The sequence below is a fragment of the Flavobacterium sp. CSZ genome (genome assembly GCF_015350725.1).
Taxonomy (GTDB): domain Bacteria; phylum Bacteroidota; class Bacteroidia; order Flavobacteriales; family Flavobacteriaceae; genus Flavobacterium.
On sequence record NZ_JADKPQ010000009.1, the window covers coordinates 101,949 to 116,843 of the forward strand.

The window sequence follows — 14,895 nt, forward strand, 5'->3', positions numbered from 1 at the left end:
TAATTTCATGAAAGTAAAAATCATATTATCATTAGTTGTTTTAGGATTATTTACACAATGTAAAGAAGATAAAACAAAAAAAACTACACAAAAAACAGAAAAGCTATCAGCTCTTAACAACTATAATTTTATTGGAAAAGCAAGCATCAGATTTCAATTCTTCTCTGATAGCTCTTATGTTTTTACAATTATCGAAAAAGATGAGAATCACGATAAAATAGAAAAATTTAATGATTTCTGCTATTCTAAAAATGATACAATTTATTTCAGCCGAACAAGATTTCGTTATAATAGAAGCGAAAAAGCAGTAATCAAAAATAATTTTATTGAATTTATTGGAGGTGATTTCCCATTAAAAATTGAAATTCAAAAAAACCTGCTTCAAACAAAAAACAAATTGAATCTTGAAAAATATAATAATTATGCCTTTTTCTCTTTTGAAGAAGAATTTCATAAAAGTTATTTTAATTACAAACCAAACACCATAAAACCTTCAGATTTGAACCAAAAGGAATTAGCTGAAATCGATCAAATTTTAAAAAAATGTTTTTTTGATAATGCGTCAAAACTCAGAAAATTTGACAAATATGTAAATCAATGTATTGTCATAATAAACGAAAACCAAGAAAAAGAAGTTTTGATAAATAGTTATTGCAAGGATCCACGTGATGAAAAAGGTTTTAAATATTCTTTAATTCAAATGAATGATGGAGGAAATTGTAATATAAGTTTAAAAATAAATTTAACGAAGCACAATTATTCAGATCTGAATATTTCGGGTAGCGCATAAAAATAAAAATCATCAAAATATTTGGCTAAAGCCGAAATCATCAAATTCATAAATCCGTTGGTTAAAACCAACGGCTAGTCAAAATAGAATTCTATTTTTATCTCCTACAAGGTTTTTCAAAAACTTGTAGCTATTCATAACCAACTTAGCAACAATATAATTATCCTAGATAAACTGGACTAAAGTCCAGCCCTACAATATTTGCCGAGTCTACGACTCTCTTTCGTTGGAGTTGCGGAGGAACGATTCATTTTATAGGGCTGGTTTAGTCCAGTTTTAGCCAAAAGCAGCAACAATATCACCTAAAATTGCGAAATCATTCGCTCAAGGCAAAATAATCTTTTTAAATACAATAAGTTTAGGTAAATTTGCGCTTTATTTTAAGAAAGTGCAAAAACAAATCATAGTTTTAATTGGTGGCCCGGGAACGGGAAAATCTACTCTTATTAACGAATTGGTAGCTCGTGGCTACTGTTGTTATCCTGAAATTTCAAGACAAGTTACACTCGAAGCACAGCAACGTGGTATCGACCAATTGTTCCTGGAACAACCTTTATTGTTTAGCGAAATGTTGCTGGAAGGACGTATCAAACAATACCAAGACGCTCTTGAAGAACCCGACAATGTAGTTTTTATAGATCGCGGCATTCCTGATGTTGTAGCTTATATGGATTATATAGGCGATGATTATCCGGAGCACTTTGTAAAGGCTTGTGAGGATCTTAAATACACTAAAACTTTTATTTTACCACCTTGGGAAGAAATTTACGAATGCGACACCGAGCGCTACGAAAATTTCGAACAGGCGCTAACGATCCAGAAACACCTTGTTGAAACCTATAAAAAATATGGCTACGACTTAATTGAAGTGCCAAAAGATACGGTTGACAACAGAATTCTTTATATCTTAGATAAAATTTAGGCAGGTGTTTAAAGTTGCAAAACTAGAAACTGATTTCTAAATTTTTTAACTTTAAAACGAGACCATGCCAGAAGCACAAGAATTTCTTTTAAAATACTGGAAACACGACAGTTTTAGACCGTTGCAAAAGGAGATTATTGACTCGGTTTTGGATGGTCAGGATACTTTTGCCCTATTGCCAACCGGCGGTGGAAAATCGATTTGTTTTCAGGTTCCGGCCATGATGAAGCCGGGTATTTGCCTGGTCGTTTCGCCTTTGATCGCTTTGATGAAAGATCAGGTGGCAAATTTGCAAAAAAGGGAGATTAAAGCAATTGCGCTTACAGGCGGAATTCATACCGAAGAAATCATTGATCTTCTGGACAATTGCCAATACGGAAATTACAAATTCTTATACCTTTCCCCGGAACGACTTCAGTCTGACTGGATTTTGGAACGCATAAAAAATCTTCCAATAAATTTAATTGCAATTGATGAAGCGCATTGTGTTTCACAATGGGGACATGATTTTCGTCCGGCATATTTGAAGATTTCAGAACTAAAAAAGCATTTTCCAAAGATTCCGTTTTTAGCTTTAACAGCTACAGCAACTCCAAGAGTCATTGAAGATATTAAAACTGAATTAGGATTGAAAGCCCCAATAATTTTTCAGCAATCTTTTGAAAGAAAAAATATTGCCTATATGGTTTTTGAAGTCGAGGACAAATTGTATCGCACAGAACAAATCTTAAAGAAAAATCCGCAGCCTTCTATTATATATGTACGAAATAGAAAATCGTGCCTCAATATGTCGACGCAATTACAATCCTTAGGATTCAAGGCAACTTATTATCACGGTGGACTTTCATCAAAAGAAAAAGACAAAAACATGCAATTGTGGATGTCTGAACAAGCGCAGGTAATTGTAGCCACCAATGCGTTTGGAATGGGAATCGACAAAGACAATGTAAAAACGGTTATTCATACCCAGCTTCCTGAAAATATAGAAAACTATTATCAGGAATCCGGAAGAGCGGGACGAAATGGTGAGAAAGCTTTTTCTGTGGTATTGACAAATTCGTCAGACAGCATTCAGTCTGAACAGCAATTTTTAAGTATTTTACCGGATAAAAAGTTTCTGAATACTATGTATGTGAAACTTTGCAATTATTTTCAGATTGCCTATGGCGAAGGTTTAGACGATTCTTTTTCGTTTAAACTGAATCATTTTTGCCAGAAGTACGACTTCCCTACCCTTAAAACCTATAATGCTCTGCAATTTTTAAACCAGCAGGGAATTATTACGATGTCTCAGGAATTCTCTGAAAAAATTACGATGCAGTTTTTAATTGAATCGAAAGAAGTAATTCGCTATATGAGTCTGAACTCTAATGACGAAGAAATCATTCTGGCAATCCTGAGAACTTATCCGGGGATTTACGAAATGAAAATGCCATTTAATATTTCGCTAATTGCCAAAAAATCAAATCATACCGAAGCACAGGTTTCTGCTGTTTTAGAAAAACTAAAAGAGAAAGAAATTATTGAATACAAATCTAAAAATAACGACGCTACTATATTATTTAATGAAGTTCGCGAAGATAATCTTACCATAAACAGAGTTTCAAAATATCTCGAAAAACAAAATCAACTTAAAAAAGACCAGCTTTTATCTGTTCTGCATTATATAAAGGACAATAAAACCTGCAAAAACCGATTGATCCTGGATTATTTTGGAGAAGAAACTACAGAAAATTGCGGAGTCTGCTCCTATTGTATTACTCAAAAAGGAAAAATTACCGAAGCCGATTCGATTGCAGATAAAATTCTGCACTTATTAAAGACAGCAGCGTTGACTTCAAGAGAAATTGAAACCAAAATAAAATTAGATGCAAATGATGTAATTTTGGCACTTCAGGAATTACTTGAAAACAATTATATCACCATTCAGGCAAACAATAAATACACTTTAAAATTATAATGGAAAAATTGAGAATTATATTTATGGGAACCCCGGAATTTGCCGTTGGCATTCTGGATACCATTATCAAAAACAATTATGATGTTGTTGGCGTTATTACAGCCGCGGATAAACCGGCAGGACGCGGACAAAAAATAAAATATTCAGCAGTAAAAGAGTATGCTTTGGCAAACAATCTTACTTTATTGCAACCAACCAATTTAAAAGACGAAAGTTTTCTTACTGAATTAAAAGCGCTTAATGCCAATTTGCAAATTGTTGTTGCTTTTAGAATGCTGCCAAAAGTAGTTTGGGAAATGCCTAGTTTGGGAACTTTCAACCTTCATGCTTCTTTATTACCCAATTATCGTGGTGCTGCACCTATTAACTGGGCTATTATTAACGGAGAAACCAAAACCGGAGTTACAACTTTCTTCATTGACGACAAAATTGATACAGGTGCAATGATCCTAAATTCAGAAATCGCTATTGAACCGGAAGAAAATGCAGGACAATTGCATGATCGATTAATGTTATTGGGAAGCAAAACTGTGATTGATACCTTAAAAGTTATTGAAAGCAGAAAAGTAACAACAACAATTCAGGAAGATGATGCCGAAATTAAAACGGCCTACAAACTCAACAAGGAAAATTGTAAGATCGACTGGACGAAATCCGGAGACGAAATCAATAATTTAATTCGCGGATTAAGTCCGTATCCTGCTTCGTGGTGTTTCTTAAAAGATAAAAACGAAGAATTAAGCATCAAAATACACGAGGCCAAACTGGTTTCAGAAAGCCATTCTTATGAAGTTGGAAGCTTGATTAGCAGTAAAAAAGAAATCAAAATTGCGATCAAAGATGGCTTTGTTCAGCTTTTAAGTTTACAATTACCCGGAAAAAAGAGAATGCAAGTGGCAGAATTATTAAATGGGATAACTTTTTCTGATAGCGCAAAGGTCTATTAAGGTCAGTAAAACAGGGGTTTTTATCTGATTTTGAGGTGAAAACAACTAGCGTTATGAACAAAAAAAGCAAGTTATCAACAATTTTTGCTAAAATTAAAGAAAACACTTGCAAGGAACGGATTTCCTACTAAATTTGTGTATTAACAATTTTTTTTAACCAACAATTAATAACTAATTATTATGAACAAATCAGAATTAATCGATGCTATCGCTGCTGATGCAGGAATCACAAAAGCTGCGGCAAAATTAGCTTTAGAGTCATTTTTAGGAAACGTAGGAGCTACTTTGAAAAAAGGTGGTAGAGTTTCATTAGTAGGTTTTGGATCTTGGTCAGTATCTGCTAGAGCTGCTAGAGACGGAAGAAACCCTCAAACTGGAAAAACTATTCAAATCGCTGCTAAAAATGTTGTAAAATTCAAAGCTGGAGCTGAATTAGAAGGTGCAGTGAACTAAGTAAGAAAGTTCTCTAAACTTATAATATAATCAAAACCCTCCCCATGGAGGGTTTTTTTGTGCGGTTTAACGATTTTATTTGGGATTTTAAAAATTTTATGATTAAATTTAATAAAAATTGTAGCCGTATGATTTCAGAAAAATTAAAAAAAGGACACCTGCTTATTGCCGAGCCTTCTATAATTGGAGATTTATCTTTTAATAGATCGGTAATTTTATTAGCAGACCATAACAAAGAAGGATCAATAGGTTTCATCATTAATAAACCGTTAAAGTACACTATTAATGACCTGATTCCTGAAATTGAAGCCAGTTTCAAAATATATAACGGAGGCCCGGTTGAACAGGACAACCTTTATTTTATTCACAATATTCCGGAATTGATACCTAACAGTGTTGAGATTTCTAACGGAATTTATTGGGGAGGTGATTTTGAATCGACTAAAGACTTAATAAACGACGGATCTATTGGTAAAAACAATATTCGTTTTTTCTTAGGCTATACCGGTTGGGACGAAAATCAGCTTGAGAGTGAAATGCAGGGAAATTCCTGGATCATTACTGATAATAGTTATAAAAACAAAATTATCGGAAAATCGACCACCCATTTTTGGAAAGAGCAAATTATTGAGCTCGGAGGCGACTATCTTATTTGGTCGAATGCACCTGAAAATCCGTATCTGAATTAATTTTCAGATATAGATTCATTCAGTTTTTGCACTAATAAATGAGCCAGATTGCTTGTAAACTCCTTTTTTCGATACTTAGTTATCGGTTGTATCCCCGTGATTACATTTGTCAGAAATAATTCGTCAGCTTTTTGAAGATCAAATGGCGAAATTATTTCTTCTACCACTTCTATGCCTTCTACTTTTTTAGCCAAAGATAATATTTGTTTACGCATTATTCCGTTTAAACAACCTTCAGAAATTGGCGGCGTGATCATTTTTTTACCCACTACCATAAATAAATTTCCTTGTAATGCTTCGACAACATTTTTAGTATCATTGACTAAAAGACAGTTAGCCAAACCATTTTCGTGAGCAAAAATACTTCCGGTAACATTTATCATTTTATTAGTCGTTTTAATCGACGATAATAATTGTTTGGTTACATAGAAGTCTTTATACAAATCAACTTCATATTCTTCAATATTTAGTGCGTAAGAAGTGCTTTCAAGTGCAGTTGCGTGAATTAAAAATGAAACCTCATTGGTTTTTGGTAAATACAAACCTCCGTCATTTCTAAAAACAGTAATTCTGGCTCTGGCCGAAGAAGAAATATTTTTTTGATTTACAAGACTTAAAACCTGTTCTTCAAAATATTCCATTGTAAAATTCATCGGAATCTCCATACGAACCACACGCATCGAAGCCATTAATCTAAAATAATGATCTTCAAGAAACAAGATTTTATCATTGACTATTTTTAGTGTTTCAAAAACACCATCTCCATACAAAAAAGCACGATTTTGAGTTAATATATTATCGTCCTGTGCTACTATGTTTCCGTTAAAATTGATCATAAAAAAACCCTGAATTTTGTTCAGGGCAAATATAAGGTATAAAATAGAATTTTACTAAACAGATCCTATAAGATGTTTCAGATCTGAGATCTGATTCTCCCACAATTGTTTAGCTTCTCCTACCTCTTCTTTCTCTGCAAAATCGACTACCATTAATGATACATCTTTAGTCAGTTCATCAACTAAGATATGCAATTCAAAAAAGTATTCCGTATCCTTACTGCTTTCGTCAACCCATTTAAATTTTACCTTTTCTCCTGTTTTTTTAGAAGCCAAACGCGCCTTTTCCTGCGAGTCATTCCAGATAAAAGTGAAAAATTCGCCTCGTGAGTTTACATTGTCTGCAAACCATTCTGACAAACCTGACGGTGTTGATATATATTGATATAATAATTGCGGCGAAGAATTTATAGGAAACTCGATTTCGTAACGTATTTTTGGATCCATGTGCTACTTTTAATTTTTTCGAAATATAAGAATATATGTCCAAAAACAATGCATTTTTAAAAATATTTTTTTTTCTTCATTTTATTCTTGCAACCTTTAATATTATTTCTATCTTTGCACCCGCAATGAGGAACACGGTTCACTTGCAATCTTGGCGAGGTAGCTCAGTTGGTTAGAGCGCAGGATTCATAACCCTGAGGTCACGGGTTCAACTCCCGTCCTCGCTACAAAGGATAAGCCCAGTTTAACGACTGGGCTTTTTTATTGGAGGGATGTTTTGGAGGGATGAAAAATCAACCAAAAATTTTAATTTCTAAAGCTCCTTTTTCAATTGCAGTCATTACTGTTGGGTCAATATAATGTCTTTCCAGAACATCATAAGTAGAGTGCGAAGATAAAAGTCCTGTATTTTTATCCATTACATGATTAACCCAACTTATATAGGTTTTCCTTAAACTCTTCAAACTAACGTCTTTTTCAATTTCAACTCCTTTCTTATAATGAGAAAAAGCTTTCGACATGTCGTTCATTATTGTTTTTGTCATAACCGTTCTTTCTGGAAACAATATATAATTATTGGTATATTTTTTCTCACTGTAGCCCAACTCAATTAACAAATCATTCAAATCTGCATTAATCGGAACGTATCTAAAACATTCTTTCTTTCTTTGACGTTCAACTTTTAAATTGCTTATACGGAAGAATTTGGTTCCATCCATTCTAATTTCAATATCACTCCACTTTAAATCGACCACTTCTTCCCTTCTACCTCCCGTAAAGAGAAATAATTTAAAACCATTCTTCAAGTATGGTCGATACATATTCTTGGATTCTCCTTTTCCTCCTAACTTTGTTTTCGGGTCGAAAGTATCTACTGCATCAAGAATTGCATCAAACTCTCCCTTGGTCAAGGAATAGATATTTTTCTTCTGAACATGTTTAGCTGAATATACCGCAAATGGGTTCTTCATTTGAATTTCTTCTATATCAATTAAGAATTTGAAAAAAGCTTTCAGTCCCGACATGCACTTGTTAAAAGTCTTTTCACCAGGGAAATGTGATTCAGCCCATTTATAAAACCTCGCCACATCAATCTTATTTACTTCATCAATCCTTGAATTTGAAATATCTTTAACTCCTTTAAAACTTTGACAAAAATATTTACAGAATCTAATGCACTCTTTTCTATGTGCATCTGAAACCGTTTTAACATATTGTGCGAACTCATAATCTCCTGACAAATACTGATTATATCTGATAACCGCATCTGCAATAGAATAATCATTTTGAACTGGTGGCAAAATTTCTGCTTTTTGAAAATTATTACGCTTAACTTCATTTTCAAAATCAATCGCTTCTTTAACAGCCTCATTATAGGTTCTTGCAATTAAAACCTTCGTAACTTTATTATTTAGCGTTCCTGTTACATGTATTCTTACTTTGAATTTCTGACTACTAAAATGATTACATTTTGGATTATCACGTTTGCAATCGTTACAATAAATCTTTATCCCTTTATGGGAGTTACTAGGTAATTTCAATTTTATCATGCGGTCAATTGATTAAAAAGCTTGTTATCCTCTTCTGAGGTTAATTGTAGTTTTGTTGTATTTTTTCGAGAACATAATTCTCCCGACAAACTAAGAACCACCAATTCATAAACAGCTTGGTCTTTAACTACTTTTTTATAAATCTCTTTCCAATCACTTGGATATTTATTTTGAAGACTTCGAACAAAAATTTTATCAATCTCTACGTCAATATCAATTTCGTAAACTAAATAACGCTTACGGTCTTTATGTATTGGAATATTTTTTTCGTTAATCCATTTAGTTGCGACTTCATTATCTCGAAGTTTGAGTTTGATTGCAACTTCATTTATTGTTAAAAAGGATAAACTTTTACTTTCTTGTTGTGAATTAAATTCAACCATTATTTTACACAGCCTGTTCCTCTTGTTTTTATTTTAGGCTGTGAGGATTACAACATATACCTCTGTATATGTAATTAGATTTGCTAAAAAAGCAATAACAGACCCAACTCTAACAAATATACTCCGAGAAAATAACGTAACCAACAAGATTTAAGTTTTTCCTGGTCTTAAACTTATAATTGTTATTTTTAAAACTTCAAATCAAAATGGATCGACTGCGTCGATTCCTTTTGATTCATGAAAGATTAAAAAACAAAATCAATAAAATCTATTTTATGATTGACAAACAAACCGCAATGAATCTGGTTTTAAACGACTTTAACGAACTCATTTCGTCACGAATAGTTCATTTGTCAGATTGCAACATTACCCCATTAGATAATGAAAAATTTGAAAGTTCAATTCTGGATGTAAGAAACAGGTTAAGTGTAAAATTGAATAATAATGGAAAATGCAGTGCATTACTGGTTAATCAATTAGCAACTCATCAATGTGGACTTGGCGAGTTATTTATAATAAAAGAAAACAAGGATGACAATAACGAAATATCTGTTATAGAATTTTACCAATCATCCGAAATCCTAAATCTTATTGAAAATTTAGAAACCTCATTAGAGGAAAATCTGTTTACTAGTAGAAACAGCCCTTTTGAAGGTAAAGGTATTTCAAAAACTCATCATGGAGCATACAATACTTTGGGTGCTTCATTAGTAATCAATGTCAAGAACTATTGGTTCAAAAAGAATGGTCAATTACATAATGATAAAGAAGATGAATTTGACGAAATCTATAAAAAATATATTTCAGGAACAGTTAATTCTATCCAACACGCTATGCATCAAAAAGCAATTCATTCTAAGAAACTAACGGGAGAATGGCTAATCTATAAAAGGCACAACAATATAAACTACTATTTTTGCCTAGCTAAGCATAACGAAGGCGACCAAGAAATTTATGACAACAAAATATTAAAATGCTTTCAAGAATTCCCTGAACTACTTTAAAAATTATTTTTTATTCTTTAAAATTATAATTGTGCTGTTCCTGTCCCAGGATCAACACAATTATAAAAATACTTAACTAATTATGATTCACGAGGTTCTTCTATTACTGTTTTAGTATCCTCCACAACTATCCATTCTGGAGCCTCGAGCGAATTATAAACACTTTTATTAACTTCTACTTTGTAAACCTCCGCTGTCCCTTCGTTTTTAATAGATATTGTTGTATCAATTAGTTTTATTTGTGTAGAACAAATTTTCTCTATTTCTTCTTTGGCTGGTTGATTAAGGATAGTATCTCCAGCTTTAGCACCTGACATTCTACATGCATAAACAACTGGAATTCCTACAACAGTTAATTCATTACTTGTGTTAACTAAAGTAACCGTACCATAATCTATACCAATTCCCAATCCCACATCATTAATGAAAACATTAAAACAAGACTTCGAATCATGATAATGCTTATCGAAAATTTCATGACACTCTTCAGCAGATTTTAACGCTCTCACAATAGCATCTTCCCCACTGTAAAATTTAGGAAAAAATGCCAAAATCCCATCACCCGTGAATTTATCAAAAATACCGTAGTTTCCAATTATGTTTTCAGATAATTTTGAACTTAATTCTGTAATAAATTTAGAAAAAAGCTCAGGCTTTCTTGCTTTTAACATAAGCTCCGTTGAACGCCTTATATCTATTGAAACTACCACAGCATCACAACTCTTTGCATCTTCAAAAAGTGCTAGAAACTCACTGGATACGAGTAATTTTTCTCTGGCCTCCTCACGAATCCTTGGTATAATATGATTAATCTTTTCTTTTGCCTTTAATTCAGTATTTAATTTATCAAAATTATCCAAAACCTTTTGCTTATCAGCAGACTGTACACTAAGCTCTTTTGTAGTTGCCACCAACTTACGCTTTAACTCGGTTATTTCATCTACCAATTTCATTTGATTATCTAAACTTGGCTGATTAAAAGATTTCAAAGTGTTTAAATACGAGTCGTTTTCAGGTATACGAGCGAAATTTGAAAGTGCGTGCCCAACATTATAATCTGTAGAGTATCTTTTTGTAGTTCTAAATGAATCAGCAAGCTCAGTTAATGTTCTTCGGGTTGGTGTAAGCTCCATAGAATCAGCAAGCTCAGTGAGTGTTTTTCGAGGAGTTTTAAGCTCCGTAGAATTAGCAAGGTCGGACAATGTTCCTCTTTTTAAAATTGAATCAGTTGAGGTAAAAGAATTTTTACTTTCCTCTGTAGGCTTACTTTTTTCTTCGGAAGATTTTATAACATTTTCTTTTTTTTCTTCCGTTTTTTTTTCCTCGGGTGTTTCCATAATTTATTTGTCAGTGATTTGTTAAAAATTTAATCAAATAAACTAAATATAATCGAGAACGAAATAATTAATCTTACATATTTAACAAGTAAAATTTATTAAACTTAATCAAGAAACAAATCAAGAATACAATCATTAAAATCTAGTTTTTGATGAAAATGTATTTTTTAGACTATACCCAAGCGGTCATACAATTCTAATCAAAATCTAAACAGTTTTATTGAGTTTGTTATGTATCAAAAACAACCACTCTAAAATTAATACGTTTTGAATAAAATTTCTTATCTTTGTTTTATCAAAAGCAAAGAACATGAAAACTGCAAAATATATTAGAGTTAGTACAACGGAACAAAACATTGATAGACAATCAACGGCTAATCATAAACAATACATTGACAAGTGTAGTGGTTCGATTCCATTCAACGAACGTCCAAGTGCAGTAAAATTATTAAAGGACATATCAGACAAAAAAATTGACATGGTAATTGTTCACTCAATTGATAGATTGGGAAGAAACGCTTTTGACATTCAAACAACGTTAAACATGTTAAGCAACCTTAACATAAATGTACATGTAGAAAACATTGGCTTGTACTCTATGATTGACGACAAACCTAACGCTATATTCAAAATGATAACTGATGTTTTGAGTAATGTTGCCGAAATGGAAAGAACATCTTTATTAGAAAGACAAAAAGAAGGTATCTTAATTGCAAAAGCTAAAGGAACTTACAAAGGCAGACAATTAAATACTATTGAAACACCTCAACAATTTTTATCAAAGTACAACCAATCACATTTAGAACTAATAAAAGATAAAAATTATTCAATTAGAAAATTGGCATCGATTACAAATTTATCAAATAACACTATCGTCAAGATTAGAAAAATGTTGTCCTAAATAAATTCAGCATTGAATAATGTAAGAAAAAATATTCTATATATTTGATTAAAACAAAATCGATGAATAGAATTATACTTATAGGAAACGGATTTGACTTAGCGCATGGAATGAAAACAAGCTACAATAATTTCATCAATGATTATTGGAACAATACAATACTGGACATTCAAAAAGCAGGCGGTAAATCATTTGAAAATCCTGAAATTGAAATTTACAGAATACCTAAATACTGGTTACCTGAAAATAATTATCAAACTCTTACTGAAGCATTAGAGCGAATTAAATGCGAGATAGTTTTCAAAAATAAATTTCTTGAAATAATCACTAAAAAACATCAAATACAAAATTGGGTTGATATTGAAAATGAATATTATGGCTTATTAAAAGATTCATTTAAAAATGAGAATTGCGAATATAATATAGCAGATTTGAATAGAGATTTTAATGAGATTCAGAATTTACTGGAAACTTACTTAAGAAACGTTGAAGATAATTTTAAACAAACTTTCGGCAAGGACAATACTGATAAAAATCTTAAAAATTCTATTGCTTATAAGATTTATTCTGATTTTAAATTAAAAGATTTTACCGAAGCATCTATAAACAAAAAAGCTGAAGTGGAATATCAAAAAATAAAAGATGACCTTAAAGCTGTTAATACTGGAAATATTGACCTCAACGAAATAAGTGAAGAAAAACGTGCTTTAATCTCTACAATAGGTAAGAGTGACCCTATCGTAACTATTAGAAGAAGATTACTTTCTGATTCAGGAAGTAACTATTTTAATCTACAACCAACGGAAATTTTATTTTTGAATTTCAATTACACTTTTACGGAAAGAATATATTATGATATGAATTGGTATGACCTTCCAAGAAGTGTAAATGAAAATCTAGAGAAAAATATAATTCATATTCATGGAACTACAAACACTAGAGATAATAACAACGTCATTTTCGGCTTTGGTGATGAAATTGATGAAGATTACAAATCAATTGAAAATCTAAATGACAATACTTATCTTGAAAATATCAAATCTATTAAGTATTTGGAAACTGATAACTACAAAAAACTACTAGAGTTTTTAAATAGTGATGATTACCAAATATTCATTTTTGGGCATTCATGTGGAAATTCAGATAGAACACTTTTAAGTACTCTTTTTGAACATAAAAATTGTGTCTCCATTAAACCCTTTTATCATAAAAGAGAAAATGATGACAACTATAGTGAGATAGCAAGGAACATAACAAGAAATTTTAGTAACAAAGCTGTACTGAGAGATAAGGTTGTAAACAAAGATTACTGCGAACCACTAACATAAAATTATCTTATAAAAAATCTTTTTATATTAGCATAAAAAACAAAACCATGCGATACTCTGTTAATCAAAAAGTTATTTACATTTCTATAAGTGGAAAAAGAGAAGATGCAACTATAATTGCACGTAAAATAGATTTCTAAAATGGATATATCAAAACCGAAAATGCTAGCGGAAATTTTGACTATTTAGTTTCAGTAGTAAAGAATGGAAAAATAGAGCATCATTTCTGCAATGAAAGTGATATTGAATAACCATTACAATTCCCAATATATTACTAACAAAAACACAACGTATTGACTAAAAACGATTACAAAATAGGGATTTTTGGGGGTGTGATGGCTGTCATCTCATCTGCCGTTTATGATTACATAAAAGATAAACCCATACTTAGCTCGATAAAATTTTTCTTCATTTGGATATGGGAGCATATTTTTGAATTTGAGCTAAGAATCTGGCAGATACTAATCATTCTAATCATTTTATTATTTATTTATTCATTTACTAAGACGGATAAGAACGAGAATACTGCACCAAAAAATTTTAGAGACTATAATCGAGACTCAATACATGGAACAACATGGATATGGAGTTGGGAATATGATATGTTTGAGAATAAATGGCAAGTTCGAAATATAACTCCTATCTGTGATAATTGTGGTACAATGATGAAATATGAATTCAGCTACGGAGTTGAATCAACAGCCAAATGTCCAAGATGTGATAATCGTCAAACCAAGCTTAAAGACAAAGAAATTATTGAGGCACTAATTATCGATAATATTCATCAAAACTTGCATTTGGATAAAATCAAAAATAAATAAAAAAATGAAAACCATTGATTACTTAGAAAAACAGTACACTCACGCATTTGAAATGGTCAAATTTGGAGAATCAAAAAACATTGCTTTAATCGCATTTAATGGTGCTATTATTGTTGGAATATCGAAGCTAATTACTGATGAGTTAAGTTGTTTTTTGCATTATTACTTAATTTATGCCGTTGCAATGTGTTCAATATCAATTTTCATCTGTTTCTCTGCACTAATAGCCAAAATTAAGCACACAACAAACAATATGGCTCTTAATAAAAGTAACAACTTACTATTTTATGCTACACTTGCTCACTTATCTGATACAGAACTTATAGAGAAGATTGCTACAAATTATGGTTGCGAAAGGTCAAATGAAAATCACGAAAGAGATTTAGCTAATCAGGTAATTATTACGAGCCAAATTGCCGCTAGAAAATTTAAACTTTACAATGTAGCAATAACTTTCATGTTCATGGGATTATTAAGCCCGCTTAGTTATTTGATATATAAATTATTACTAGACCAAGATAGATAAT

General features: G+C 31.6%; 16 protein-coding genes and 1 tRNA gene. 12 read left to right on the forward strand and 5 right to left on the reverse strand.

Annotated features, from left to right (window positions below):
- Window positions 1-7: 7 nt before the first annotated feature.
- The 6 genes from IRZ78_RS12220 (at window position 8) to IRZ78_RS12245 (ending at window position 5,761) form a co-directional block, all read left to right on the forward strand.
- Complete coding sequence (locus IRZ78_RS12220) at window positions 8-790, forward strand: hypothetical protein (protein ID WP_194616809.1); 783 nt, start codon at window positions 8-10, stop codon at window positions 788-790.
- Between the two features lie 388 nt (window positions 791-1,178).
- Window positions 1,179-1,712 carry an ATP-binding protein gene (locus IRZ78_RS12225; RefSeq protein WP_194616810.1) on the forward strand — a complete coding sequence of 178 codons (534 nt, stop codon included), beginning with the start codon at window positions 1,179-1,181 and terminating at the stop codon, window positions 1,710-1,712.
- Between the two features lie 64 nt (window positions 1,713-1,776).
- Window positions 1,777-3,672: an ATP-dependent DNA helicase RecQ gene (locus tag IRZ78_RS12230; RefSeq protein ID WP_194616811.1), complete on the forward strand. Its 1,896-nt coding sequence runs from the start codon at window positions 1,777-1,779 to the stop codon at window positions 3,670-3,672.
- Window positions 3,672-4,619 carry a methionyl-tRNA formyltransferase gene (gene fmt / locus IRZ78_RS12235; protein ID WP_194616812.1) on the forward strand — a complete coding sequence of 316 codons (948 nt, stop codon included), beginning with the start codon at window positions 3,672-3,674 and terminating at the stop codon, window positions 4,617-4,619. The genes IRZ78_RS12230 and fmt overlap by 1 nt, the downstream gene beginning before the upstream one ends.
- 180 nt (window positions 4,620-4,799) lie before the next feature.
- Complete coding sequence (locus IRZ78_RS12240) at window positions 4,800-5,072, forward strand: HU family DNA-binding protein (protein WP_017498096.1); 273 nt, start codon at window positions 4,800-4,802, stop codon at window positions 5,070-5,072.
- Window positions 5,073-5,200: 128 nt separating this feature from the next.
- Window positions 5,201-5,761, forward strand: a complete 561-nt coding sequence (locus tag IRZ78_RS12245) for a YqgE/AlgH family protein (RefSeq protein WP_194616813.1) — start codon at window positions 5,201-5,203, stop codon at window positions 5,759-5,761.
- Here the strand turns inward: IRZ78_RS12245 and IRZ78_RS12250 are convergent.
- Both IRZ78_RS12250 and IRZ78_RS12255 read right to left on the reverse strand, forming a co-directional pair.
- Window positions 5,758-6,597: an aminotransferase class IV gene (locus IRZ78_RS12250; RefSeq protein WP_194616814.1), complete on the reverse strand. Its 840-nt coding sequence runs from the start codon at window positions 6,595-6,597 to the stop codon at window positions 5,758-5,760. The genes IRZ78_RS12245 and IRZ78_RS12250 overlap by 4 nt on opposite strands.
- 54 nt (window positions 6,598-6,651) lie before the next feature.
- Entirely contained in the window at window positions 6,652-7,044 is a 393-nt protein-coding gene (locus IRZ78_RS12255) for an START-like domain-containing protein (RefSeq protein ID WP_026984135.1), read from the reverse strand.
- A 153-nt stretch (window positions 7,045-7,197) separates the two neighbouring features.
- Here IRZ78_RS12255 and IRZ78_RS12260 point away from each other — a divergent pair.
- Window positions 7,198-7,271 (forward strand) — tRNA-Met (locus IRZ78_RS12260).
- 66 nt (window positions 7,272-7,337) lie between these two features.
- Here the strand turns inward: IRZ78_RS12260 and IRZ78_RS12265 are convergent.
- Together IRZ78_RS12265 and IRZ78_RS12270 are read right to left on the reverse strand one after the other, a co-directional pair.
- Window positions 7,338-8,594, reverse strand: a complete 1,257-nt coding sequence (locus IRZ78_RS12265; protein ID WP_194616815.1) for a tyrosine-type recombinase/integrase — start codon at window positions 8,592-8,594, stop codon at window positions 7,338-7,340.
- Window positions 8,591-8,977, reverse strand: coding sequence for a hypothetical protein (locus IRZ78_RS12270; RefSeq protein WP_194616816.1), 387 nt, complete (start codon window positions 8,975-8,977; stop codon window positions 8,591-8,593). The genes IRZ78_RS12265 and IRZ78_RS12270 overlap by 4 nt, the downstream gene beginning before the upstream one ends.
- Window positions 8,978-9,252: 275 nt before the next feature.
- On the opposite strand from IRZ78_RS12270, the gene IRZ78_RS12275 reads away from it, so the two are divergent.
- On the forward strand, window positions 9,253-9,981 hold the full coding sequence (locus IRZ78_RS12275; protein ID WP_194616817.1) for a hypothetical protein: 729 nt from the start codon (window positions 9,253-9,255) through the stop codon (window positions 9,979-9,981).
- Between the two features lie 80 nt (window positions 9,982-10,061).
- Here the strand turns inward: IRZ78_RS12275 and IRZ78_RS12280 are convergent, their stop codons facing one another.
- The gene (locus tag IRZ78_RS12280; RefSeq protein ID WP_194616818.1) at window positions 10,062-11,318 is read right to left on the reverse strand and encodes an adenylate/guanylate cyclase domain-containing protein; all 1,257 of its coding nucleotides are present in this window, start codon (window positions 11,316-11,318) and stop codon (window positions 10,062-10,064) included.
- A gap of 310 nt (window positions 11,319-11,628) precedes the next feature.
- Between IRZ78_RS12280 and IRZ78_RS12285 the strand changes: the two genes are divergently transcribed.
- From IRZ78_RS12285 to IRZ78_RS12300, 4 genes are all read left to right on the forward strand, one after another.
- On the forward strand, window positions 11,629-12,219 hold the full coding sequence (locus IRZ78_RS12285) for a recombinase family protein (RefSeq protein ID WP_194616819.1): 591 nt from the start codon (window positions 11,629-11,631) through the stop codon (window positions 12,217-12,219).
- Window positions 12,220-12,281: 62 nt separating this feature from the next.
- Window positions 12,282-13,547 (forward strand): AbiH family protein, encoded by a 1,266-nt coding sequence (locus IRZ78_RS12290; RefSeq protein ID WP_194616820.1) that lies wholly within the window; start codon window positions 12,282-12,284, stop codon window positions 13,545-13,547.
- Window positions 13,548-13,840: 293 nt separating this feature from the next.
- Window positions 13,841-14,368, forward strand: a complete 528-nt coding sequence (locus tag IRZ78_RS12295; RefSeq protein ID WP_194616821.1) for a hypothetical protein — start codon at window positions 13,841-13,843, stop codon at window positions 14,366-14,368.
- Between the two features lie 4 nt (window positions 14,369-14,372).
- Entirely contained in the window at window positions 14,373-14,894 is a 522-nt protein-coding gene (locus tag IRZ78_RS12300) for a Pycsar system effector family protein (RefSeq protein ID WP_194616822.1), read from the forward strand.
- Window position 14,895: the final 1 nt, after the last annotated feature.